Genomic DNA, 19,784 nt, shown 5'->3' with positions numbered 1-19,784 from the left:
TGCTACCATAAAAAAATACCCACCGGCAAGCCAGTGGGTATTTCGGTTTTGGCAGTTGAAAGGCAGGCTAGCGGGCGCGCCGCGCCGCCCAGGCTGGGTCGTAGCGCGTGCCGCCAAACAAATACAGCATAATGGCCCGCGAGTAGCGAAACACCAGCGGCGTCGAGAGCAGGGTGATGATAGCCACCGCCGCCACGTACACCCACGTATCGGGGTTGTCGAAGAGGTAATATAGCAAAATACCTACCACGGCAAACGTGCCCACCGCAAAGCCGAAGCTGATGTACATGGCGCCGAAGTAGAAGCCCGGCTCGGGCTCAAACGTCTGGCTGCACACCGGACACTCGGCCGGCATTTCAGTAAACTTGGTGAGGTTGAGCGCAGAGTGCGAAAACAGCTTGCCCTGGTGGCAGCGCGGGCAGCGCAAAGCCAGCAGCGCGAGCGAGGACGATTCAATGGGGGCAGCGGCGGCAGACATGACAGTAGACATAAGGCAAAAGCGAAACGCTGAATGACCTGGCAAAGGTACCAGCGCCCCTAGCCCGCCAACAGAGCCGCGTGCGGGCAAAAACCGCACAAATCAACGCTGCCGCCGGAAGGCTTCGGGCGTTAATCCTACGTGTTTTTTGAAGGCCCGGCTGAAGTATGAGGCATCGTCGTAGCCGAGGGCCTGGGCTAGCTGGGCCACCGAGTCGGCCGAATGGTGGAGCTGCCGCTGGGCTTCGGCCATTACGCGGGCCAGGATAAGGTCGCGGGCCGGGTGCCCCACCACACGCTGGCAAATAGCCGTGAGGTGGTTGGGCGTAACATTCAGCTGCTCTGCATAAAACGCCACCGTCTTCTGCTCCCGAAAGTGCTGATTGAGCAAGCTGCTGAACTCGCGCACTTGCTGGCGGGCCAGCGCAGCCCCGGGGGCGGGCACCTCGGGATAGTGCCGGGCGGCGAGCTCCAGCAGCAGAAACAGGTAGGCGGCCACCACCTCATCGTCGGGGGTAGCGGGCGGGCCGGTTTCGGCCCAGAGCTGGCCGAGCAGGGGCGCCAAGGCATTATCGGCCGGCGCCAGGTAGCACACCGGCAGGTGGCTAGGGTCGAAAAACGGGTAGCTCTGCAGGCGGCTGGCCGGATAGCGCCGCTGGTAGAACCCAGCCTCAAAAAACACGATGTAGCCGGCTGCGTCGGGGCTCAATTCCCAGCCGTGCACCTGCCCCGGCGCCAGAAAGAACAGCGCCCCCGGGCGCAGCTCATACGCCTGCAAGTCAATGGTATGCGTGCCACCTCCCTGCGTAATATAAAGCAGCAGATAGAAGTCGTGGGTATGCGGCGCGCTCACACCCGGAAACCGGGCCGCGTGGGTTTCGAGGCGCTGCACGTAGTAGGGCCGGCGGGCGGCGGGCTCGGTTTCGGGCGCCGGAAAGGCGGCTAGCGGCAGTACGGGCAGGGTGGTGGGCTTCATAATCGGGAGCGCAAGAAACGTACGGCCTAGGTAGCCCACAAAAAAGCGCCTGCCGATACCGGCAGGCGCTTTTACATTCAACTAGCCGCTCCCCTACTGCGGGTTTGGCTTGTCTTCGCGCTTCTCAAGCGGCATTTTCTTGGCGTTTTGCATGGGGTTAGCCTGCGGGGCGTTGTTGCCCACCTGCCCGGCCTGGAACAGGTCGAAGCGCGAGGCCACCGGCTGGCGCGGGTAGGCGTTGTTGCTCAGGTCGGTATCGGCAGTTTGCTGCAAGGGGTCGATGACGAACGACACCACGTTTTTGGGCGAGATGATGAGCTTGGTTACCTGCTCATTGTTCTTGCGCCAGATTTCGGCCGGAATGGTCTGGGTGTCGGTGCTGCCGTCGTCGTAGGTCATTTGCAGCACCACGGGCATTACGAGGCCGCCCACGTTGCGCAGGCTCAGCTCGTAGAGGTTCAGGTTGCCGTTGAGGCGCTGCTGCTGCTCGGGGCTCAGGGTGGTGAGGTACTGGTTGTAGCGCTGCTGGTCGGCGTCGGTCACGGTCAGCGGGTCGTAGCTGTTGTAAAAGTCCTTTAGCTCCGGCTTGTCTTCTACGGCGGTGGTTTTGAGGTCAGTAGCATTGCGCTGGGCCGAGAGGCTCGGCAGCTGGGCCTGGCGCTCGGTTAGCATGCGCTTGCTTTCCACGCTGGGGTTCTTGCTGCTGGGACGGAAGTACTTCACGCCTTCGAGCGAGATGTCGCAACGCTCGGTGCCGTAGAACCAGCCGCGCCAGAACCAGTCGAGGTCCACAGCCGAGGCGTCTTCCATGGTGCGGAAGAAGTCGGCTGGCTGCGGGTGCTTGTAGGCCCAGCGCTGGGCGTAGGTTTTGAAGGCATAATCAAATAGCTCGCGGCCCATTACCGTCTCGCGCAGGATGTTGAGGGCCGTGGCGGGCTTGCCGTAAGCATTGTTGCCAAACTGCAATACCGACTCCGAGTTGGTCATAATCGGGGTTTGCAGGCTCTTGTCGGTGCGCATGTAGGCCACGATGTCGCGCGGCTCGCCGCGGCGGCTCGGGTAGTTGCGCTCCCACTCCTGCTCGGTGAGGTACTGGCAGAAGGTGTTCAGGCCCTCGTCCATCCAGGTCCACTGGCGCTCGTCCGAGTTCACAATCATCGGGAAGAAGTTGTGGCCCACTTCGTGGATAATCACCGAAATCATCCCGTATTTCCGGTCGGCCGAATAGGTGCCGTCTTTCTCGGGGCGGCCGCCGTTAAAGCAAATCATGGGGTACTCCATGCCGCCCACCGGCCCGTGAACAGAGATGGCTACCGGGTAAGCATAGGGGATGGTGTGCTTCGAATAGGTCTTGATGGTGTGGGCTACCACCTCAGTCGAGTACTGGCCCCACAGCGGGTTGCCTTCCTTGGGATAGTAGCTCATGCACATTACCGGCACGCCATTCTGCGAAATGCCCATGGCATCCCAGATGAATTTGCGCGAGCTGGCCCAGGCAAAGTCGCGCACGTTTTTGGCGGCGAACGTCCAGGTTTTGGTGCCGCTAGCCCGCTTGCCTTCGGCTTGGGTGGCTTCGGCCTGGGTCACGATGAGCACCGGCTTCTTGGCGTTCTTGGCCGAGGCTAGCCGCTGGCGCTGGGCGCTGGTGAGCACCTGGTCGGGGTTTTGGAGCGTGCCGGTGGCACCCACCACGTGGTCGGCCGGCGCGGTGATGCTCACGCGGTAGTCGCCGAAGGGCAGCGTAAACTCGCCGTTGCCTAGGAACTGCTTGTTCTGCCAGCCCGTGGCGTCGGAGTACACGGCCATGCGCGGGTAAAACTGCGCCATTTCGTAGAGGTAGTTCTTATCCTCGGGGAAGTACTCGTAGCCGCTGCGCTCGTTGATTTTGAGCTGGTCGCTGATGTTGTAGCTCCACTTCACGCCAAAGCTCACCTTCTGGCCCGGCCGCAGCGCGGTGGGCAGGTCCACGCGCATCATGGTGTGGTTGATGGTGTAGCGTAGTGCTTTGCCGCTGGCATCGGTCACGGCCGCGATTTTGTAGCCACCGTCAAATTCGGCGGCAGCCATTTGGTTGTCAAGCTCCTGAAAGGAGAGGCGGCCGTTACTCACCTGCCCAACCTGTGTAGCATAGGTTATCGAGTTCTTAGCCAGAATATTCTGGTCGAGCTGCACCCACAGGTAGGGCAGCACATCGGGCGAGAGGTTGGTATATGTAATAGTCTCCGAGCCCGTGATGGCCTGCTTGGCATCGTCGAGGCTCACGCGGATGTTGTAGTCGGCGCGCTGCTGCCAGTAGCGGGGGCCGGGCGCGCCGCTGGCGGTGCGGTATTCATTAGGAGTGGGCAGCTCGGTGCCGAGCTGCTCAAATTTATCAGTGCCCGAGTTGGTGGTCTGGGCCCGGCCGATTGCCGGCGCCAACAGCAGCCCTAGCCCGGCGGCCAGTAGCGAAATGCGCATAAACGAAGATTAAATGAGAAACAACTACTAAAGGCGGCGAAGATAAGCCGGAGGTTGCGGCGGCGGGCTAGTTGTTTTGCGGCTGCTGCCCCCAGTATCTTCAACCGCTGTGGCGGCCCTAGCCGAGCGGCCCGGCGCCTGGCATCCCTTATCCGTTTACTTCCCATGGAGTTATCTTCTCTCCTGCGCTGGCTGGGCTGCTGGCTGCTGCTAGGTGCGCCCGCCGGCTTTTCATCGGCCCAGACCCTGCCCGCCGCCCCGCCCACCGATGCCTTTTTCACGTCTTTCGATGGCGCCAAAATTCACTACGTAGCCCAGGGCCAGGGAGCGACGGTGCTGCTGCTCCACGGCTTCACAAACACCCTGGCCATGTGGACCGCCACGCCCCTCTACCGCGAGCTGCTAGCCCAGGGCTTCCGCGTAGTGGCGCTGGACCTGCGCGGCAATGGCCAATCGGCCAAACCCACGAGCCTGGCCGGCTACGAGCACGACGCCGAAGCGCGCGACGTGCAGGCCCTAGCTACTGCCCTGGGCCTGCGGCACTACCAGGTGGTGGGCTACTCGCGGGGCTCCATCATTGCGGCGCGCGTGCTGGTGCTCGACCCGCGCGTGACGGCGGCCGTGCTCGGCGGCATGGGCGAGGGCTTTACCAACCCCAACTGGCCCCGGCGCCTGGCTTTCTACAAAGCCCTGAAAGGTGACACCACCAGCCAGGAGCTGGCTGGCTTTTTGGCGTATGTGCGGCAGCGCGGCTTCGACCGCCAAATCCTGGCCTGGCAGCAACAGGCTCAGCCCAGCACTTCAGCGGCCGCGCTAGCCAAGGTAGCGGTGCCAGTGCTGGTTATTTCCGGACTCGACGACCACGACAATGGCTCGGCCGAGGCGCTGGCGCGCCTGCTGCCGGCCGCCACCGTGCAGCGAGTGCCCGGCGTGCACAATACCACTGCCCAGACTCCCGCCTTTGCGCACGAGGTAAGCACATTTCTACGCCAGCACGCGCCACCTGCTGCCCAACGCTAGCCAGGGGCGCTGCTGGCAACTGCCCGAAGGGGATGGCGTTTGGCTTGTTATCCTTAACCGGCAGTGCTCATTTGCAGCAAGAGCAGCGTGGCCACCCCTAGCGCCGCGCCGCTTACTACCAGCACCCAGTCGCGCCGGGCCACGCCCACCACGCGCAGCAGCACAAAGCCCAGCAGCAGCACCACGCTTACCACCAGCAGCTGCCCCAGCTCCACGCCTAGATTAAAAGACAGCAACTCAACTACCGGCCGGCTTTTGGCCCCTAGCAAGGCCCGCAGATAATTAGAAAACCCCAAGCCGTGGATGAGGCCAAACGTGGCGGCCAGGGCATTGGGTGCCGCCCACAGCACAGATGTGTCGCGACGCGAGCGGCGGTCCAGCGCCGGGCCAGCCTGCTTCATATTGACTAGCGCGGTGAGGATGATAGTGACCGGAATCAGGGCCTCAATAATGGGCGCATTCACCCCTACCACGCCCAGCGTGGCCAGGGCCAGCGTGATGGAATGGCCCACTGTGAAGCTCGTAACCAGGGCCACCACCCGGCGCCAGTCGGCCAGCACGTAGGGGGCGCACAGCGCTAGCAAAAACGTGAGGTGGTCGGTGGCCTGCCAACTGCAAATGTGCAGGAACCCTAGCTGAAGGTAGGTTGTGAAAAGCGACATCGGCCGCAAAGAAACGGCGCACCGCGCTAAAGGCTAGGGGGCTGCGCCCGCGCCTACGGCCGGGCCGGCATTGCCACCAGCACGCTGGGCGTGGTGTGCGGGGCTAGGCCCTTTTTGGTGGCTACCACGCGGTAGTAGCAGCTTGTGCCCGCGGCCGGCAGCGCATCGGTGGCCGTGAAGTTGTACTGCGCATCGGTGCGGGCCGTCTGGCGGCTTACCCGCACAAAGTGCACGTTATCAAGCGCGCACTGCACCTCGTAGGTGATGCCGGCCATTGCCCAGCTGCTGTTCCACTCGATGGTAACCTTGCCAGGGCCTAGCGAGGCTTGCAGGTTGGCCACAGCAATGTCGGGTGCCCGGTACGTGCCAAACTCGGCTCCGAGCGCCGTCGGATTCCAGGCCGTCGGCACCGGTGTACCCGTGCGGCTGGCCGTGCCCGTGCCAAGGCCAAACAGCGTGGCCAGGGTGTACACCAGGGTATCGGCGGGGGCTAGCTGCCGCGACCAGCCCACGCGCTGCCGAACGCTTACGGGGCGCCCGTTGAAATCCCGGGAGTCAAATTCGGCGTTTGTAATTTTCGTTACGTCGGTGCCCGCGTCCCAGGTGGCCCAGCCGGTCGGCAGCACCTGGGGGCCTAGCCGGGCGTGCAGAAACACCACTTTGTTGTGGGCCAGCGTGCCGGCGGCCTCCGAAAACCGGGCGGCATTCTGCCAGGGCCGGCCCAGGTAGTAGGGCGTGGTGCCATTGTCGGGCAGCCTGGCATTGCGAAACAGGTAGCCGTAGGTTTGCATGGCCGGGGTGTTGGCCGCCGTGATGTATGAAGTCGTTGCGTTGCCCATCCTGGCCTTGGCGTAGATGGTGCAGTTGTCGAAAATGGCGATGGCGTTGCCAAAAATGAAGTCCACATTGCCGTCGATGTAGCAGTCGCGGAAGTAGTGGCGCGACACCTCACCGTTGCGCTCATAAGTCAGCAGCGTGTCCTGGTTGCCCATGAAGCGGCAGTTTTTAAACGCCCCCCGGTCAGCATATAGGCTCACGGCGACGGCCTGCGAGCCATTGCCGAAGGAATTGGCAAACGTCATATTGAGGGCCGAGAAGTCGGTGGCATTCACCACGATGCTGCCCGAGCCGCCGGTGCCCAGCGTACCGCCCTTGCCGTCGGGAGTCTTGTTGTCGTCGTGCCAGGTCAGGATGGTATTGGCCACGCTCTGGCCCACCAGCTGCACAAAGGGCTTGGTGGCCGGCACCGTCACTTTCTCGCTATAGATTCCGTCCTTGATGTAGACGGTGAATACCGCCGTGCGGCCATCCGGCACTGCGGCCACGGCCGCCTGAATGGTGCGGTAGTCGCCGCTGCCGTCCTGGGCCACGGTCAGGTTATAAGCGAGCAGCCGGGCGCTGCACGCCAGCAGCAGGAATAGTACCAGGCTCACCCGGAGGCCAGGCACCACGCGGGTAGTATGTGCGGGCATAAATCAGGAAGAAAAATGGGCGGGAATGCCTCGAATATCCTCCTGAGGCGGAGCAGTTACCGCCCGCCTGCAAGCCTTTATTTACGCAATCGTTGCCAACCCACACCGCGCCGCGCACCCTAGCCACCGCTGCCAGGTAGTACCCCAAACGCACAAAGAGCCCTGAATCTCGCCGGGGAGACTCAGGGCTCTTCACTAGCTGGCAGGAGGCCTAGCGGCGGCCGTAGCCGTAACCGTAGCCATACGACGGGCCGTGGCGGTGTTGGGCTTCCCAGCGGGCCCGCTCACGGGCTAGCTGCATATCGCGCTCACGCTGGGCTTGCTCGAAGCGCATCTGCTGCTCGTAGCGAGCGCGTTCGCGGGGCGACATCCGGCGCAAGTCGCGGCCGTGGTCGTGGTCGAAGGGAGTGGCGGCCGAAGCGGCAGTAGTAACGAAGAGGGCAGCGGCGGCAACGAACGAAAAGAGGGAGGCTTTCATGGCGAAGGGGGTTGGAAAGGATTGAAAAAAGAAGGAGTAAAGAGCGACGCGTCTGCCCCTTCCAATTCAATCGCTGTGCCAGGGCTGCTTTTGCGCTTTTGCTCACTTTTAAGCAACTTATTGCCAATCAATAACTTACATAATTTCCCCCTGATTCACATCGACCAACGCGGCTAGAACACCGCTTAATCCGTTCTTCACTTAGGGCCGGCGGCCGCCGAGCTGGAAGGCGCGTGAGATGTTGAAGCCAAAAAAGATATCGCCCTTGAAGAAGTTGCCCGTGGTTTGGGGAATGAAGAACTTCTCAATCATGCCGGGCGAGTTGGTGACGTGCAGCTGAAAGACGTGGCCGCCGGTTTCGATGTCGAAACCCAGGGCCAGCGAGTTGCGAAAATTGTCGGCGGTGGCGCCGGGCAGCAGGTAGTAGTATTCGCCGGTAAGGGCAAAGCGCTTGGTGAGCTTCTGGCGGGCGGCCGCGCCCACGGCATACACATTGTTCTGGTCGCGGCGCAAGTCAACGTAGTTGCGGTGCACGAGCGTAGGCATGAGCTGCACCGAAAGGCTGGGGCTGAACTTGCGGGCCAGCAGCGCCTGGTAGGTGTAGGTGAGGCGCGAAACGCCCGTGCGCTCAGACTGCGGCTGAAACTCCAGCGAGGTGAGGGCTGTGGTGGCCAGCAGCGTCACCGATAGGGGCATGGCCCCGGCGCCGGTGCTTTGGCGCAGCAGCCGGTACTTGGCAAAGCCGTCGAAGGTCTTTTCCATCGAGCTGCGGCCCACGCCCACAGCTAGCCGGTCGGTAATGCCGTATTCGAGCCCTAGCCGAATAGTGGCCTGGTCGAGGCCGAAGAAGTTGTAGGCCCCGCTATTGAGCGCGCCAAAGCGGTGCGAAATCAGAAACACCAGCGTGCCCGCGCCCGGCGTCTCTATCGACTGCCCGTTGATGACGCGCGTGCCTTTGAAGGTGGCCTGCACGAGGCTGAGCCGCAGACTGTCGGCCGACAACTTGTTGAGTTGCTGCATTAAGTCCTGGGCGCGGGCTAGACCCGGCACGAGCACAGCGGCCAGCCCCAGGGCCAGCCGCGCAAGGGTAAAAATTCTTTTCATAAGAGAGCAGAAAGGATTAGGGCTGCGGCAGCGGGTCGCAGGCCAGGGCCACGGTCACGTCCACGGTTTTGGCGATGTGGCCGCGCACCAGCAGCGGAATCTCAATGTTGTAATCGGCCGTTTCGACCGCAAACTTGGCGTTGACCAGCAGGCGGTTGCCTTGTTTTTCGAGCGTGCCGGGCACCCGCACGTGCCGCTTCACGCCGTGAATGGTGAGGTCGCCCTCGGCCACAGCCGGCTGTGGCCCGCCTTGGTCAAGGGCTGCGGCTTGAAAGCCCACCAACTGCCCCGCAAACAAGGCCTTCGGGTACTTCTCCGACTCCACGTAGTTTTCGTTGAAGTGGGTCTGCATCAGCTTTTTCGGAAACTGAAACTCCTGCATGGGCACCGTGAAAGCCAGCTGGCCGGTGGTCACATCCACGGCCGCCGCCACCCGCTGGTTGGTAGCAGCAATGTCTTCGACCGGCGTAGCCGAGAAAAAGCGGATGGTGCCCGTACGGGTAAAAAAACGGGTGGGCGACTGGGCTGGGGCGGCAGCCAGCCACCCCAGCAGTACCACCCATACAAGCTGTAGCTGTTGCATGGCAAAGAGGTTAATTGTTGGGCGCGCCGGCCGCCACCCACTGGCGCAGCTTGGCGAGGTCGCAATCGGAGAGCTTGGCCCCGCCCTTGGGCATGGGCGAGTAGCCGGCGTCGTGGTTGAGGGTGCCGAGCAGCTGGCCATTAGCGGCCTTGGTGCTTACCTGGGCATAGCTGCCCACGGCAAAGCCGGCCGAGGGCTGACTACCGCCGTGGCAGCCGCTGCATTGCTGCAGGATAGGCGCCACCGTGCCGGCATACGTGACGTGCGAGGTGTCGCAGGCCGGAGTGGGCACGCCCCCGCTAGCCAGCAGGTCTTCGCCATTTTGCGAGGCGCAAGCCCCGAGCAGCAGCGCGGCGCTGGCCAGGGTCAGTAGCTTGATGACCATATACTTGATGCGTTAAAATGAAAGAGATTGCCCGCGGCCAGCCGAAGCCGGGCGCGGGCTAGGCCGGCCCGGCTGCTCACGGCGCGGCCACCGACCACACGTTGCCCACGCCATCGCCCTCCACCTTATTGCGGGTGCCGCCATCGGGGGCGTAGTAGTAGAGCGGCAGGCCCTTGTAAGTCGTTTGCTGGCTAGGGTAGCCATTGGTCCCGTCGGTGCGGGCCAGGGTACCGAAGTCACTGCTTTTCAGGCCCGAAGGCAGCACGGCGGGCGCCCCGCCATACACGGGCCACACGGTGGCGCACCCCCCGGTGCAGTTGGTAGCCTGGGTGCTGGGGCTGGTCTGGTCTTTGGCGAAGGTGTAGAGCGTACGACCTTGGCTATCAATCAGGAACGTCTTAGTTGCAGCTAAGTTGGTCGTCTTGTTCGTGACGCTGGTGCGGGCCAGCAGCAGGCTGTAGTCGGGGCGCATGGTGTACCACACGCCGCCCACGTTGTCGCCGGTTACCTGGCCGGGCTTTTCGCGCACAAACTGCCCGCTGGCATCGGCCGGGGCGTAGTAGTACATGGGCCAGCCTTTGTAGGTGGTCTGGCGCTGGCCGGTGCTCGTAGTAATGGTAGCAAAGTCTTTCGCATCCAGCCCATTACCTACCACCAGGTGCGAGGTGTAGAAGATGGGCCACACGCTGGCGCAGCCGCCGGTGCAGTTGTTGGTGCCCGCCAGGTCGCGGGAGAATAAATAGACCGTGTTGCCCACCGAGTCGGCGAGGTGCGGCCCCACCACGGCATTGGGCATGAGCTGAATGGTGGGCGTGGGCGCCGCCGGGGCCGGGGTGGTGCTATCGTCCTTTTTTTGGCAGGCACCAAGGCCTAGCAATGTGCCCACCACGAGCGCGGTGGCACCAGCCAGCCAGCGAACCGGCCGGGCATAGAGAGAGTGTCCAAGCATGACGATGTTTGGTAAAGCGTTGATGAAAAGAGAAGTAAGTGTCGGCCGCTAGCCCCCGCAGAGGCGCAGCCAGGTGCCGAACCCGGTGCGCACCGGGCCCGCGAGTGGGCAGTAGAGAAGGCGCCTGCCCGCGCCCTAGCAGCCGCGTCCGGCTACCGTATCAGGCCAAATTTGAGGGAGAACGCCGCGCCAGCGCTGCTCAGGTGCACCTTGCCGGCCCCTACCCCGCCGAGCGGAAGCTGCCAGAAAGGCTCGACCTGAGCCGACCAACGCCCGCCGATGGGCCGCTCGACACCCACCGACAGGTTGAGCACGCCCAGGAAGTGATTGGAGCCATTGACTACCTGCGCCGTTTTGGTGAAGGTCTGGCCGTTCATGGTCCAGTCGTAGCTGTATTGCTCGTTGCGCATCAGCAGCGAGTTAATTCCCACGCTGGTAAACACGGCGTAAGTGGGTCGGCGCAGCACGTCGAAGCGCACATCAAGCGGAATCTCGGTGATGCGGCAGTTGGCATCCAGCTCATAATTGCCCGGAAACCACTGCCAGTTCGCGGGCGCCTCGTAGTCGGAGCTAGCCGCGTAGTAGCGCTTGCGGCTGCTGATGAGCCCGGCCCGCACCCGCAGACGCGGCGTGAGCAGGTATTCGAGCGTGAGGCCGTAGTCGCCACCCAATTGGGCCGTTTGGGGCGTGCGCACCGCGCTAAAGGCTGGCGCGCCCAGCAGCCCCAGCACCAGCCGGTAAGGCGGCCGCAGCGCCGGAGGCTTCTGCTCCTTCGTCGTGTCGGCCGGCAGCAGGCGCGCCACCCCCCCTAGCGAGTCGGGCAGCGGGTAAGTGGCCAGCGATAGCCACGCCGCGCGGCTGCCCATTGAGGCTTCGGCTAGCCTGGCCACTGGCAGGCTCTCGGCCTCGCCTGCTTGGCTCTTCGCTGTCTTTTTAGTGTTAGGAGCAGGCAAATAGCTACTTGCCACAAGCCCAGTCGCGCGGCGCGCCTGGCGAGCAGGCCCGCCGCCAGGCACAGCACCTGGCAGCGCCTGGTTGCGCGCGGCCTTCGCGTGCTGACGATGCTTGGCCCCACCAGGCGCTTCAGCAGCTGCTAAAGAAGCGCTGGCAACAGCAGCACTCGGAGTAGCCGACGCAGTAGGGCTAGCCGCAGCAAAAACTGCTACCGCTGGCGCAGCACGCCGGGCTTTGCCAAGCGCTGCAGCAGTTGATAATGTGCGACTGGCCTTATCACCTGTTGCCACCATTGGCCCGGCAGGGCTAGCCGGGGCGGTTGCCAGGCCAGCGGCTAGTCGGCGCTGCCCCACTCGCTTGGCGGTAGCGCTAACCAGCGCCGTCGGCTCGGGCGTAGCCTCGGCAGCCAGGCTCACGCTGGCTTGCGCGGCAGTGGTAGAAACGCTGGCCAATAGCTTATCAGGCCTGGCTACTGCAGCTGAGCTACCGCCCACCGACGTGGTAGCGGGGCTAGCGGATACAGTTGAAGCGGCGAGCCGGGGGCGGCTCGCTTCGGTGGCCGCGAGCCGGGTAGTGGCAGCGGGTAATTTGGCTTCCGGCAACCGGGCGAGCTGATTCTCCGGCAGTAGCTGGCAGCCCAGCCATACCAATACGGCTAGGGTGGCTACCTCGGCTCCGAAGGCACGCAGCACCTTGCCACGCAGCTGCTGGGTGGTAGCAGTGGTGGCCAACTGACTGTCCAGGCGCTCCCAGGCGCCGGGCGGGGGCACTTCGGGCGAGTACTCATTTGCCACGCGCCGAAAGACCGAGTCTAGCTCTTCATCTGACATAGTGGGCGTAGGCATGATGCTTTTCTAACTTAAGAAATTGTTTGAGAGAGGCTCTGGCTTTGAACAGGTTAGACTTGGACGTACCTACCGAGATGCTGAGCTGCTCGGCTATTTCCTCGTGCGTGTAGCCGTCGATGGCGTAGAGGTTGAACACCGCCCGGCAGGCCGGCGAGAGCTGCCCCACCAGGCGCAGCAGCTCGTCAAACGACAGGGCATCGAGCGGTGTGGCGGCGCTGGCCTCGGCGTGCGCCTCCCCCACCTCATCGAGGCCGGCGTGCAGCGAATGCCGGTGCTCGGCCCGAAAGTGGTCGATGGCCGTGCGCACCATAATGCGGTGCATCCAGCCGCGCAGCGAGCCTGCCAGGTCGGCGTAGCGGGTGGCATCGAAGCGCGGCAGCTCCTGAAAAATCTTGAGAAAGCCGTCGTTCACGGCTTCCAGCGCCGCATCGCGGTCGGTGAGGTAGCGCTGGCAAATGGCGAAGCCAAAGCCGTAGTACTGCTGGTAGAGCGCGCGCTGGCTAGCCCGGTCCAATGCCCGGCAGCCGGCAAGCAGGTCGCTAAGCTGGGCAGGAGTAGGAGTAGGCATAACCACAGGCTAAAAAGTGACTACTAGCTGCCAAGGAACTCGGGGCACCGCGTCGAATGGTTGCCGTCAACTTACAAAAAATTACTGAAATCTTTCGACGCTCATTCTATTCACTGTTTTTCAACCAAATAATTGGTGGCTAGCCGAGCTGCTACCCAGCAGCCTGCTCGTGGTTTTTGATGTGGCTGAGCTACGCAATTTCTGGCTGTCGGAAGGCCCTCTGCTTTTCTGCCCGCCCCAGGCAGGGCTAGCCAGCAACTATAGGCGGGCAGCTACTTCGCCTCTTGCGCCGGCGCTAGCTCAACCTCAGTGCGGAGCTTAATGCCTGTATATTCGTACCGCTTTTTTCAAATCTACACCATTTGTCAATGGGTAAAAAACTACTGTTACTGCTGCTGCTCGCCTTCACCCTGCGCCCGGCGGCCGCCCAAACCTCCGTCACCGCCCAGCCCGGCAGCGAGCGGGCGCAACCCCTTCCGGCTAGCCCCCCTACGCCTTCCGCAAGGGTAGCAACGCCGGCCCCGCTCCCCAACCTTACCCGCGCCGATACTGCCCGCGCCATTCGCAAGCTGTTTAAGAGCCGGCGCGGCGGCGGGGCTGGTTGGCTGGGCTTTGGTACGGCTAGCATCCTGGCCTCTACCCTGCCAGCCCTGCAAACTACCAGTGCCGGTGTGTGGACACCGGGCGTAGTCGCCGGGTCGGCCTTCCTACTCATTGGGTTGAACAAACGCATTCAGTTCCGGCCCGGCCGCGAGCGGCAGGTGCTCCGCGAGTTAGCGGCCACCGGGCACTTGCGTACAAGTGTGTCGCGGCGTTTGCGCGGCAATTTTGCCCCGCTGCGTGGCTTGCCATCCGATTACGACCCGCTGTCGGCCCCCGACATCCGCCCCGCAGCCTCGACCGTGGGCCTTACGGCGGCCCAGCTAGCGGAAGTCGCGCACGCCGATACGCTGCGGGCTATCAACCGCCTGTTTGAGCGGCGCCGTACCGGTGGCAAAAGATGGAACTACCTTGGCCTTGCTGGCATCCTATCCATGACGCGCGCCCTCGCCAGCCCGAACATCGACGGCGACAAAGTGGACGGCGGCAGCCTAGCTATTCTGCTTGGCGGTTTCGTCGCTGCACCGGTTGCTATCGGCGTAACCAATCTGGTAACCTATAACGAAGCGCGCGAGAGCGAGATTGAAAACGCGTACCGCTCCGGCAAGCCGCTGCCAAAAAAGATTCGACAGCGAATCAAAAAGAAGGACCTGCAGCCATTAGACTAATAGTAAGCCCCGCTAGCCCACCGCTAGCGGGGCTTTTGCTTTAAACTCCATGTGCCTGGCCTGGCTACCATGGCAGCCGCTGCGCACTGGCCGGCCCTGCACCAGCACCTACCAATGCCTTTGCGCCACCTGTCTATTTTGACTATCAGTTAATTACTCGTATTTTTCAGCTTCCCCATACCCCCTTAGCCGTTAGGCGCTCCCTACGGGGGGCTAGCCGCCACATTGCTAGTGCTGCGTTACTTTTTGCAGAAATACTTGCCGGAATTCACTCCATTTTTCTACTCAACGTTTTGACTATGGAAGCCGCCCTTACACAAATCCGCGACCAGCAACAGCAAACCTGGGACAAGTTTTCGCCCGGCTGGAAGAAGTGGGACACTTGGACCATGAACTTTATGCGCCCGATGGGCCAGGAGATTATCGACGCGCTCCAAATCAAGGAAACTGACCACGTGCTGGATGTAGCCACCGGCACCGGCGAGCCCGGCCTATCCATCGCTCGGCTAGCCCCCCGCGGCCACGTCACTGGCTTCGACCTCTCGGAAGGCATGCTGGCAGTAGCCCGCGAAAAAGCCGCCCAGCAAGCCCTCCCCAATTACGAAGCAGTAGCTGGTGATGTCTGTGCGCTTCCCTTTGCCGACCAAAGCTTCGATGCTATCAGCTGCCGCATGGGCTTCATGTTTTTCCCCGATATGCTGCTCGCCGCCCAGGAAATGTACCGGGTGCTAAAGCCCGGCGGCCGGCTAGCCACCTGCGTGTGGTCGGCCCCGCCTCACAACCCCTGGATAGGCACTATGATGGGCACCATGGGCGCGCACCTTACGCTCCCCACTCCCGCACCGGGCGCCACTGGCATGTTTCGCTGCGCCCAGCCCGGCATGCTGGCCGGCCTGCTCACCCAAGCTGGCTTCCAAACTATCAGCGAGAAAGAGGTACAAGGCACTGTCACCTTTGACGGCCCCGAGGGATACTGGCAAAATATGATGGAAGTAGCCGCCCCCGTAGTGACCGCCATGAGCCAGGCCACCGACGATACCCGCGCCGCTATCAAGTCGGCGCTATTTACCAAATTGGAGCCCCTAGCGGTAGATGGAAAAATCAGCCTGCCGTTTGGCTCGCTGGTGCTGGTAGCGGAGAAACGCTGACACCAGGTTTATACAAAAAAGCCCCGCTAACCTAGGCTAGCGGGGCTTTTTTGTATAAATTACCTCTATTAAACAGTCGGCAGCTCCACGTTTTCGAAGTGCACGGCACCGTCCTCCAACACCGCCTCAACAACGGCGTCCTTGCTCACTTTGCCGGAGAGTATCTCCTTGCTCAGCTCGTTGAGGATGACGCGCTGGAGCACGCGCTTGAGCGGGCGGGCGCCGAACTGCGGGTCGAAGCCCTGCTCGCCGAGGTAGTCGAGTACCTCGTCGGTGGCTTCGAGGCTAATGCCGGCTTCCTGCAGGCGCTGCTGGATTTGCTTGAACTGGATATCGACAATCTTGCGGATTTCCTTGCGCTTGAGCGGCTGGAACATCACGATTTCGTCGATGCGGTTCAGGAACTCGGGGCGCATGTGCTGGCGCAGTCGCTCCACTACTTCGTCGCGGGTGCGGTCCACCACTTCTTCGTGGTTGTACTCATTCAGCTCCTTGAAATTCTTCTGAATGATGTCGGCCCCCGTGTTCGAGGTCATGATGATGATGGTGTTCTTGAAGTTCGCCACCCGGCCTTTGTTGTCGGTGAGGCGGCCATCGTCGAGCACTTGCAGCAAGATGTTGAACACGTCGGGGTGCGCTTTCTCAATCTCGTCGAGCAGCACCACCGAGTAAGGCTTGCGGCGCACGGCCTCCGTGAGCTGGCCGCCCTCGTCGTAGCCCACGTAGCCGGGAGGCGCGCCGATGAGGCGCGATACGGCGTGGCGCTCCTGAAACTCGCTCATGTCGATGCGCACCATGGCGTTCTCGTCGTTGAACAAGTACTCGGCCAGGGCCTTGGCTAGCTCGGTCTTGCCTACCCCGGTGGTACCTAGGAAGATAAACGAGCCGATAGGCCGCTTGGGGTCTTGCAACCCGGCACGCGAGCGGCGCACGGCATCCGAGATGGCGGCGATGGCTTCGCTCTGGCCAGCCACGCGGCGGCCCAGCTCGGCTTCGAGACCTAGGAGCTTGTCGCGGTCCGATTGCAGCATTTTGCTCAGCGGGATGCCCGTCCACTTGGCCACTACCTCGGCAATGTCCTCGCTGGTTACTACTTCTTGTAGCATGCCGCCGCCGTCTTTATTGGCGTTGGCTTCGTCCTGCAAGGTTTTGAGCTTCTGCTCGGCCTCCTGGATTTTGCCGTAGCGCAGCTCGGCCACGCGGCCGTAGTCGCCCTGGCGCTCGGCCTGCTCGGCTTCGGTCTTGAAGCGCTCGATGTTTTCCTTCTCGGTCTGGATGTTGGTCAGGACTGATTTCTCGCCCTCCCACTTGGCTTTCAGCTCGTCGCGCTGGGTACCTAGCTCGGCTAGCTCCTTGCTGAGCACGGCCTCGCGGTCCTTGTTGTCTTCGCGCCGAATGGCCTCGCGCTCAATCTCTAGCTGCATGATGCGGCGCTGGATTTCGTCGAGCTCCACGGGCATAGAGTTCAGCTCGATGCGCAGCTTGGCGGCAGCCTCGTCCATGAGGTCGATGGCCTTGTCGGGCAGGAAGCGGTCGGTGATGTAGCGGCTGCTCAACTCCACGGCCGCAATCACGGCGTCGTCGGTGATGCGCACGCCGTGGTGCAGTTCGTACTTCTCCTTGATGCCGCGCAGGATGCTGATGGCGTCGGGCACGCTCGGCTCGTCCACCATTACGGCCTGGAAGCGGCGCTCCAAGGCCTTGTCTTTCTCGATGTATTTCTGGTATTCCTTGAGCGTGGTGGCGCCGATGGCGTGCAGCTCGCCGCGGGCCAGGGCGGGCTTGAGCAGGTTGGCGGCGTCCATAGCGCCTTCGCCCCCACCACCGGCCCCAATCAGGGTGTGTATCTCGTCGATGAAAAGAATAATCTGGCCTTCGGCGTCGGTCACTTCCTTGATAACGGCCTTGAGGCGCTCCTCAAACTCGCCCTTGTACTTGGCGCCGGCCACGAGCAGGCCTAGGTCGAGGCTCATCAAGGTTTTGTCTTGCAGGTTCTCGGGCACGTCGCCGGCCACGATGCGCTGGGCCAGGCCTTCGGCGATGGCAGTTTTACCTACGCCGGGCTCGCCGAGCAGCACGGGGTTGTTTTTGGTGCGGCGCGACAAAATCTGGAGTACGCGGCGGATTTCCTCGTCGCGCCCGATAACGGGGTCCATCTTGCCGCTGCGCACGCGCTCGTTTAGGTTGATGGCGTAGCGGTTGAGGCTCTGGTACTGCTCCTCCGCGGTTTGGCTGGTCACCTTGCGGCCCCCGCGCAGCTCTTGGATGGCGGCTTTCAGGTCCTTCTCCGTAAAGCCGTTGTCTTTGAGCAGGCTAGCCACGCTGTCTTTGCCGCCCAAGATGCCCAGCAGCAGGTGCTCGACGGACACGAACTCGTCGCCCATGTCCTTCATCTGGGTGTTGGCGCGCTGCACGGCATTGGCCGCATCATTGGCCAGGTAGGGCGAGCCGCCGCTCACCTTAGGGTAGGCCTGCACGATGGCATCGAGCCGCTGGCCGAGATTGGCCATGTTGGCGCCCAGTTTCTTACCTAAGAAGGCCAGGGTGTTCTCGTCGTTCTGTAATAAAGCCTTCAGCAGGTGGCCCGTTTCGATAGCCTGCTGCTGGTTGGCTCCGGCAATCTCGGTGGCCTTCTGCACGGCCTCCTGTGCCTTGATGGTGAAGTTTTTAAAGTCCATTGGTTTGCTTAGTTCTCGGTAGGTGCTTCGGGTTAAGAAGATTGTACGAGGGTACTAGCAAACGAGGTGCAGAAGTAGGGAATCGGACTTTTTGACTACAAATGCATTTCAAATAATGTATCAAATGGACATTTTAGCAGTATCATTTATTCTTCACGCCTTCCATTGCAGCAATAAGCCGGTCTAACTCTTTGATAAAGGTCTGCTTATTGGCCTTTACTAATTCTTGTGAATCCTCTGATAATAGAGAGGAATTTTGGATTTGTCTTTTCCAGAATTTATAAAACTCTATACGCTGCTCTACATACTCAGCAAATGGCCGGTAATCCTTCTGAAATTTCCCTGCTTTGTAATTGTATACTCTATGTAAATCGAAGGCTGGGGAAATTTCGCTATTGAGCCACCCGGGAGCGCCTTCTTCTAGCTTATTTACTGTTTCTATAATTTCATAGACGTTATCGTTGTCAAGGTCTTTATAAGTATAGTCACGCATTGCAACCCCCTCAAAGGCGGGGGACTGCGCACGTAAATTTTTGATTAACGCCTCACCCGCAGCCCAATATCGGCCGTCGATAGGCGCAAATGATGTGCAGAAGAATAGCAGACAAGCTAGTTTGGGTCGAGTAGCCACTTTGGCGATTTGATAAGGAGTGAAATTATTGTAACTGACGCCGGCTTGCAACTAATATTACCGCCACCACATAGTAGTAAGCTACAGCAGAACAACTACCCCGCCTGCTGCCCATCCTCATACTCCTACACCCAATCTTCCAACACGATACCAACCATATCGGCAAAGTAGCGGGTATTGCGCGTCACCAGCGTGCAGCCGTGCGCTACCGCCGCGCTGCCAATCAGCATGTCGAGTTTGCATTGTAAGCTAAGGCTGGTCTATCCAGTTCTCCAGCACCAGATTAGAAAAGTTAGTGAAGTGCCGAGTGTTGCGCGTGACGAGGGTAAGACCGTGAGCCAGCGCCGTGCTCCCAATCAGAATATCAAAATCATCTATCGGCCGCCCAATGCGGCGCAGAGCGGCTTTTTGCTCGGCGAATATGGCCAGCGCGGGGCCGATAGGGAGTACTTGTTCGGCAAACAATGCCTGAAACTCGGCTACTTGCTGCCGCTGGCGAGCCTGCCAAACGGGTGCACTATTAGCGGCCCCGAATAGCAACTCGGCCACAGTTATTTCGGACACGAAACACTGCGCTAAACCGAGCGCGGCAAATCTGGCTTGGAGCTGGTGCTCGCCGCGCAGAAAGTGTACGCAGATGTTGGTATCGAGCAAGTAGCCAGCACTCATAGTTCTACGTCGGGGCGATTGCTCTGGCGGGATGCTTGCAGCATCTGGTTGATTTCGTCGCCAGTTTCGTCAGATTGCCAAGCGCCGAACAGGGCCAGAAAGCGACGCTCCCGTTCCTCTAGCGACAGGGTAGCTGCTGGGGAAGCAGTAGCTTTTACACCCAGGCGCTGCGCCAAGCTTAACAGCAAGTGCAGGTCGGTATCATTAGCAGGTTCTAAGATGAGAGTGGTTGGCATACTGGTTTTAATAAAGGGTGCGTGCTGCTACTTCCATATTTCCAAAACTACGAGCCGTTGGCTTAGTTCCTTTCCCGAGCCAGCTTAACTAAAGTCTGTCATGCTGAGCTTGTCGAAGCATCTCTACCGCACCGCTAGGGTATCGTTCGGTAGAGATGCTTCGACAAGCTCAGCATGACAGACGCTGAATGGGTCACCTACTCGCCCGCGCACTTCGTACA

The 19,784-nt window shown here is 61.4% G+C and carries 19 protein-coding genes; 3 read left to right on the top strand and 16 right to left on the bottom strand.

The genetic code is table 11. From position 1 onward, the window contains the following. Positions 1-67: 67 nt before the first annotated feature. The 3 genes from J4D99_RS14660 to J4D99_RS14650 form a co-directional block, all read right to left on the bottom strand. Entirely contained in the window at positions 68-478 is a 411-nt protein-coding gene (locus J4D99_RS14660) for a DUF983 domain-containing protein (protein WP_236018675.1), read from the bottom strand. A gap of 102 nt (positions 479-580) precedes the next feature. Then, entirely contained in the window at positions 581-1,453 is an 873-nt protein-coding gene (locus J4D99_RS14655) for a helix-turn-helix domain-containing protein (RefSeq protein ID WP_208132480.1), read from the bottom strand. Between the two features lie 93 nt (positions 1,454-1,546). Then, positions 1,547-3,910, bottom strand: coding sequence for a M1 family metallopeptidase (locus J4D99_RS14650; RefSeq protein WP_208132479.1), 2,364 nt, complete (start codon positions 3,908-3,910; stop codon positions 1,547-1,549). Positions 3,911-4,075: 165 nt separating this feature from the next. Between J4D99_RS14650 and J4D99_RS14645 the strand changes: the two genes are divergently transcribed. Further along, on the top strand, positions 4,076-4,930 hold the full coding sequence (locus tag J4D99_RS14645; RefSeq protein ID WP_208132478.1) for an alpha/beta fold hydrolase: 855 nt from the start codon (positions 4,076-4,078) through the stop codon (positions 4,928-4,930). Positions 4,931-4,983: 53 nt separating this feature from the next. Here the strand turns inward: J4D99_RS14645 and J4D99_RS14640 are convergent, their stop codons facing one another. From J4D99_RS14640 to J4D99_RS14600, 9 genes are all read right to left on the bottom strand, one after another. Next, entirely contained in the window at positions 4,984-5,592 is a 609-nt protein-coding gene (locus J4D99_RS14640; protein WP_208132477.1) for a HupE/UreJ family protein, read from the bottom strand. Positions 5,593-5,645: 53 nt separating this feature from the next. Then, complete coding sequence (locus J4D99_RS14635; RefSeq protein ID WP_208132476.1) at positions 5,646-7,064, bottom strand: pectinesterase family protein; 1,419 nt, start codon at positions 7,062-7,064, stop codon at positions 5,646-5,648. Between the two features lie 211 nt (positions 7,065-7,275). Further along, positions 7,276-7,542, bottom strand: coding sequence for a hypothetical protein (locus tag J4D99_RS14630; RefSeq protein WP_208132475.1), 267 nt, complete (start codon positions 7,540-7,542; stop codon positions 7,276-7,278). 201 nt (positions 7,543-7,743) lie between these two features. Next, positions 7,744-8,646 carry a DUF5777 family beta-barrel protein gene (locus J4D99_RS14625; protein ID WP_208132474.1) on the bottom strand — a complete coding sequence of 301 codons (903 nt, stop codon included), beginning with the start codon at positions 8,644-8,646 and terminating at the stop codon, positions 7,744-7,746. Positions 8,647-8,662: 16 nt separating this feature from the next. Continuing rightward, on the bottom strand, positions 8,663-9,229 hold the full coding sequence (locus J4D99_RS14620) for a YceI family protein (RefSeq protein ID WP_208132473.1): 567 nt from the start codon (positions 9,227-9,229) through the stop codon (positions 8,663-8,665). A 10-nt stretch (positions 9,230-9,239) separates the two neighbouring features. Next, complete coding sequence (locus tag J4D99_RS14615; RefSeq protein ID WP_208132472.1) at positions 9,240-9,614, bottom strand: hypothetical protein; 375 nt, start codon at positions 9,612-9,614, stop codon at positions 9,240-9,242. A gap of 76 nt (positions 9,615-9,690) precedes the next feature. Then, positions 9,691-10,563 carry a hypothetical protein gene (locus J4D99_RS14610; RefSeq protein WP_208132471.1) on the bottom strand — a complete coding sequence of 291 codons (873 nt, stop codon included), beginning with the start codon at positions 10,561-10,563 and terminating at the stop codon, positions 9,691-9,693. Positions 10,564-10,715: 152 nt separating this feature from the next. Further along, positions 10,716-12,362 (bottom strand): hypothetical protein, encoded by a 1,647-nt coding sequence (locus tag J4D99_RS14605; RefSeq protein ID WP_208132470.1) that lies wholly within the window; start codon positions 12,360-12,362, stop codon positions 10,716-10,718. Beyond that, complete coding sequence (locus J4D99_RS14600) at positions 12,337-12,933, bottom strand: RNA polymerase sigma factor (RefSeq protein ID WP_208132469.1); 597 nt, start codon at positions 12,931-12,933, stop codon at positions 12,337-12,339. Before J4D99_RS14600 ends, J4D99_RS14605 begins: the two co-directional genes overlap by 26 nt. 368 nt (positions 12,934-13,301) lie before the next feature. Between J4D99_RS14600 and J4D99_RS14595 the strand changes: the two genes are divergently transcribed. Beyond that, positions 13,302-14,201, top strand: coding sequence for a hypothetical protein (locus J4D99_RS14595; RefSeq protein ID WP_208132468.1), 900 nt, complete (start codon positions 13,302-13,304; stop codon positions 14,199-14,201). A gap of 299 nt (positions 14,202-14,500) precedes the next feature. Next, positions 14,501-15,349, top strand: a complete 849-nt coding sequence (locus J4D99_RS14590; protein WP_208132467.1) for a class I SAM-dependent methyltransferase — start codon at positions 14,501-14,503, stop codon at positions 15,347-15,349. Between the two features lie 68 nt (positions 15,350-15,417). Here the strand turns inward: J4D99_RS14590 and clpB are convergent, their stop codons facing one another. The 4 genes from clpB to J4D99_RS14570 form a co-directional block, all read right to left on the bottom strand. Further along, a complete protein-coding gene (clpB, locus tag J4D99_RS14585) occupies positions 15,418-18,027 on the bottom strand; it encodes an ATP-dependent chaperone ClpB (RefSeq protein ID WP_208132466.1) in 2,610 nt (869 codons plus the stop codon). A gap of 142 nt (positions 18,028-18,169) precedes the next feature. Beyond that, positions 18,170-18,709, bottom strand: a complete 540-nt coding sequence (locus J4D99_RS14580; protein WP_208132465.1) for a hypothetical protein — start codon at positions 18,707-18,709, stop codon at positions 18,170-18,172. Between the two features lie 198 nt (positions 18,710-18,907). Then, complete coding sequence (locus J4D99_RS14575; RefSeq protein ID WP_208132464.1) at positions 18,908-19,327, bottom strand: type II toxin-antitoxin system VapC family toxin; 420 nt, start codon at positions 19,325-19,327, stop codon at positions 18,908-18,910. Further along, entirely contained in the window at positions 19,324-19,563 is a 240-nt protein-coding gene (locus tag J4D99_RS14570; RefSeq protein WP_208132463.1) for a hypothetical protein, read from the bottom strand. The genes J4D99_RS14575 and J4D99_RS14570 overlap by 4 nt, the downstream gene beginning before the upstream one ends. Positions 19,564-19,784: the final 221 nt, after the last annotated feature.

Source organism: Hymenobacter sp. BT559, assembly GCF_017571525.1.
Taxonomy (GTDB): domain Bacteria; phylum Bacteroidota; class Bacteroidia; order Cytophagales; family Hymenobacteraceae; genus Hymenobacter; species Hymenobacter ginsengisoli.
The sequence above is the reverse complement of the archived record's forward strand: the minus strand, read 5'-3'. Positions and strand labels throughout refer to the sequence as shown.

Bases quoted from the DNA above. Each gene is read 5' to 3' on its own strand.
- J4D99_RS14625 (WP_208132474.1), bottom strand. From the start codon at position 8,646: ATGAAAAGAATTTTTACCCTTGCGCGGCTGGCCCTGGGGCTGGCCGCT.
- J4D99_RS14605 (WP_208132470.1), bottom strand. From the start codon at position 12,362: ATGCCTACGCCCACTATGTCAGATGAAGAGCTAGACTCGGTCTTTCGG.
- J4D99_RS14600 (WP_208132469.1), bottom strand. From the start codon at position 12,933: ATGCCTACTCCTACTCCTGCCCAGCTTAGCGACCTGCTTGCCGGCTGC.
- J4D99_RS14590 (WP_208132467.1), top strand. From the start codon at position 14,501: ATGGAAGCCGCCCTTACACAAATCCGCGACCAGCAACAGCAAACCTGG.
- J4D99_RS14615 (WP_208132472.1), bottom strand. From the start codon at position 9,614: ATGGTCATCAAGCTACTGACCCTGGCCAGCGCCGCGCTGCTGCTCGGG.
- J4D99_RS14635 (WP_208132476.1), bottom strand. From the start codon at position 7,064: ATGCCCGCACATACTACCCGCGTGGTGCCTGGCCTCCGGGTGAGCCTG.
- J4D99_RS14570 (WP_208132463.1), bottom strand. From the start codon at position 19,563: ATGCCAACCACTCTCATCTTAGAACCTGCTAATGATACCGACCTGCAC.
- J4D99_RS14630 (WP_208132475.1), bottom strand. From the start codon at position 7,542: ATGAAAGCCTCCCTCTTTTCGTTCGTTGCCGCCGCTGCCCTCTTCGTT.
- clpB (WP_208132466.1), bottom strand. From the start codon at position 18,027: ATGGACTTTAAAAACTTCACCATCAAGGCACAGGAGGCCGTGCAGAAG.
- J4D99_RS14655 (WP_208132480.1), bottom strand. From the start codon at position 1,453: ATGAAGCCCACCACCCTGCCCGTACTGCCGCTAGCCGCCTTTCCGGCG.
- J4D99_RS14610 (WP_208132471.1), bottom strand. From the start codon at position 10,563: ATGCTTGGACACTCTCTCTATGCCCGGCCGGTTCGCTGGCTGGCTGGT.
- J4D99_RS14620 (WP_208132473.1), bottom strand. From the start codon at position 9,229: ATGCAACAGCTACAGCTTGTATGGGTGGTACTGCTGGGGTGGCTGGCT.
- J4D99_RS14575 (WP_208132464.1), bottom strand. From the start codon at position 19,327: ATGAGTGCTGGCTACTTGCTCGATACCAACATCTGCGTACACTTTCTG.
- J4D99_RS14595 (WP_208132468.1), top strand. From the start codon at position 13,302: ATGGGTAAAAAACTACTGTTACTGCTGCTGCTCGCCTTCACCCTGCGC.
- J4D99_RS14645 (WP_208132478.1), top strand. From the start codon at position 4,076: ATGGAGTTATCTTCTCTCCTGCGCTGGCTGGGCTGCTGGCTGCTGCTA.
- J4D99_RS14660 (WP_236018675.1), bottom strand. From the start codon at position 478: ATGTCTGCCGCCGCTGCCCCCATTGAATCGTCCTCGCTCGCGCTGCTG.
- J4D99_RS14640 (WP_208132477.1), bottom strand. From the start codon at position 5,592: ATGTCGCTTTTCACAACCTACCTTCAGCTAGGGTTCCTGCACATTTGC.
- J4D99_RS14650 (WP_208132479.1), bottom strand. From the start codon at position 3,910: ATGCGCATTTCGCTACTGGCCGCCGGGCTAGGGCTGCTGTTGGCGCCG.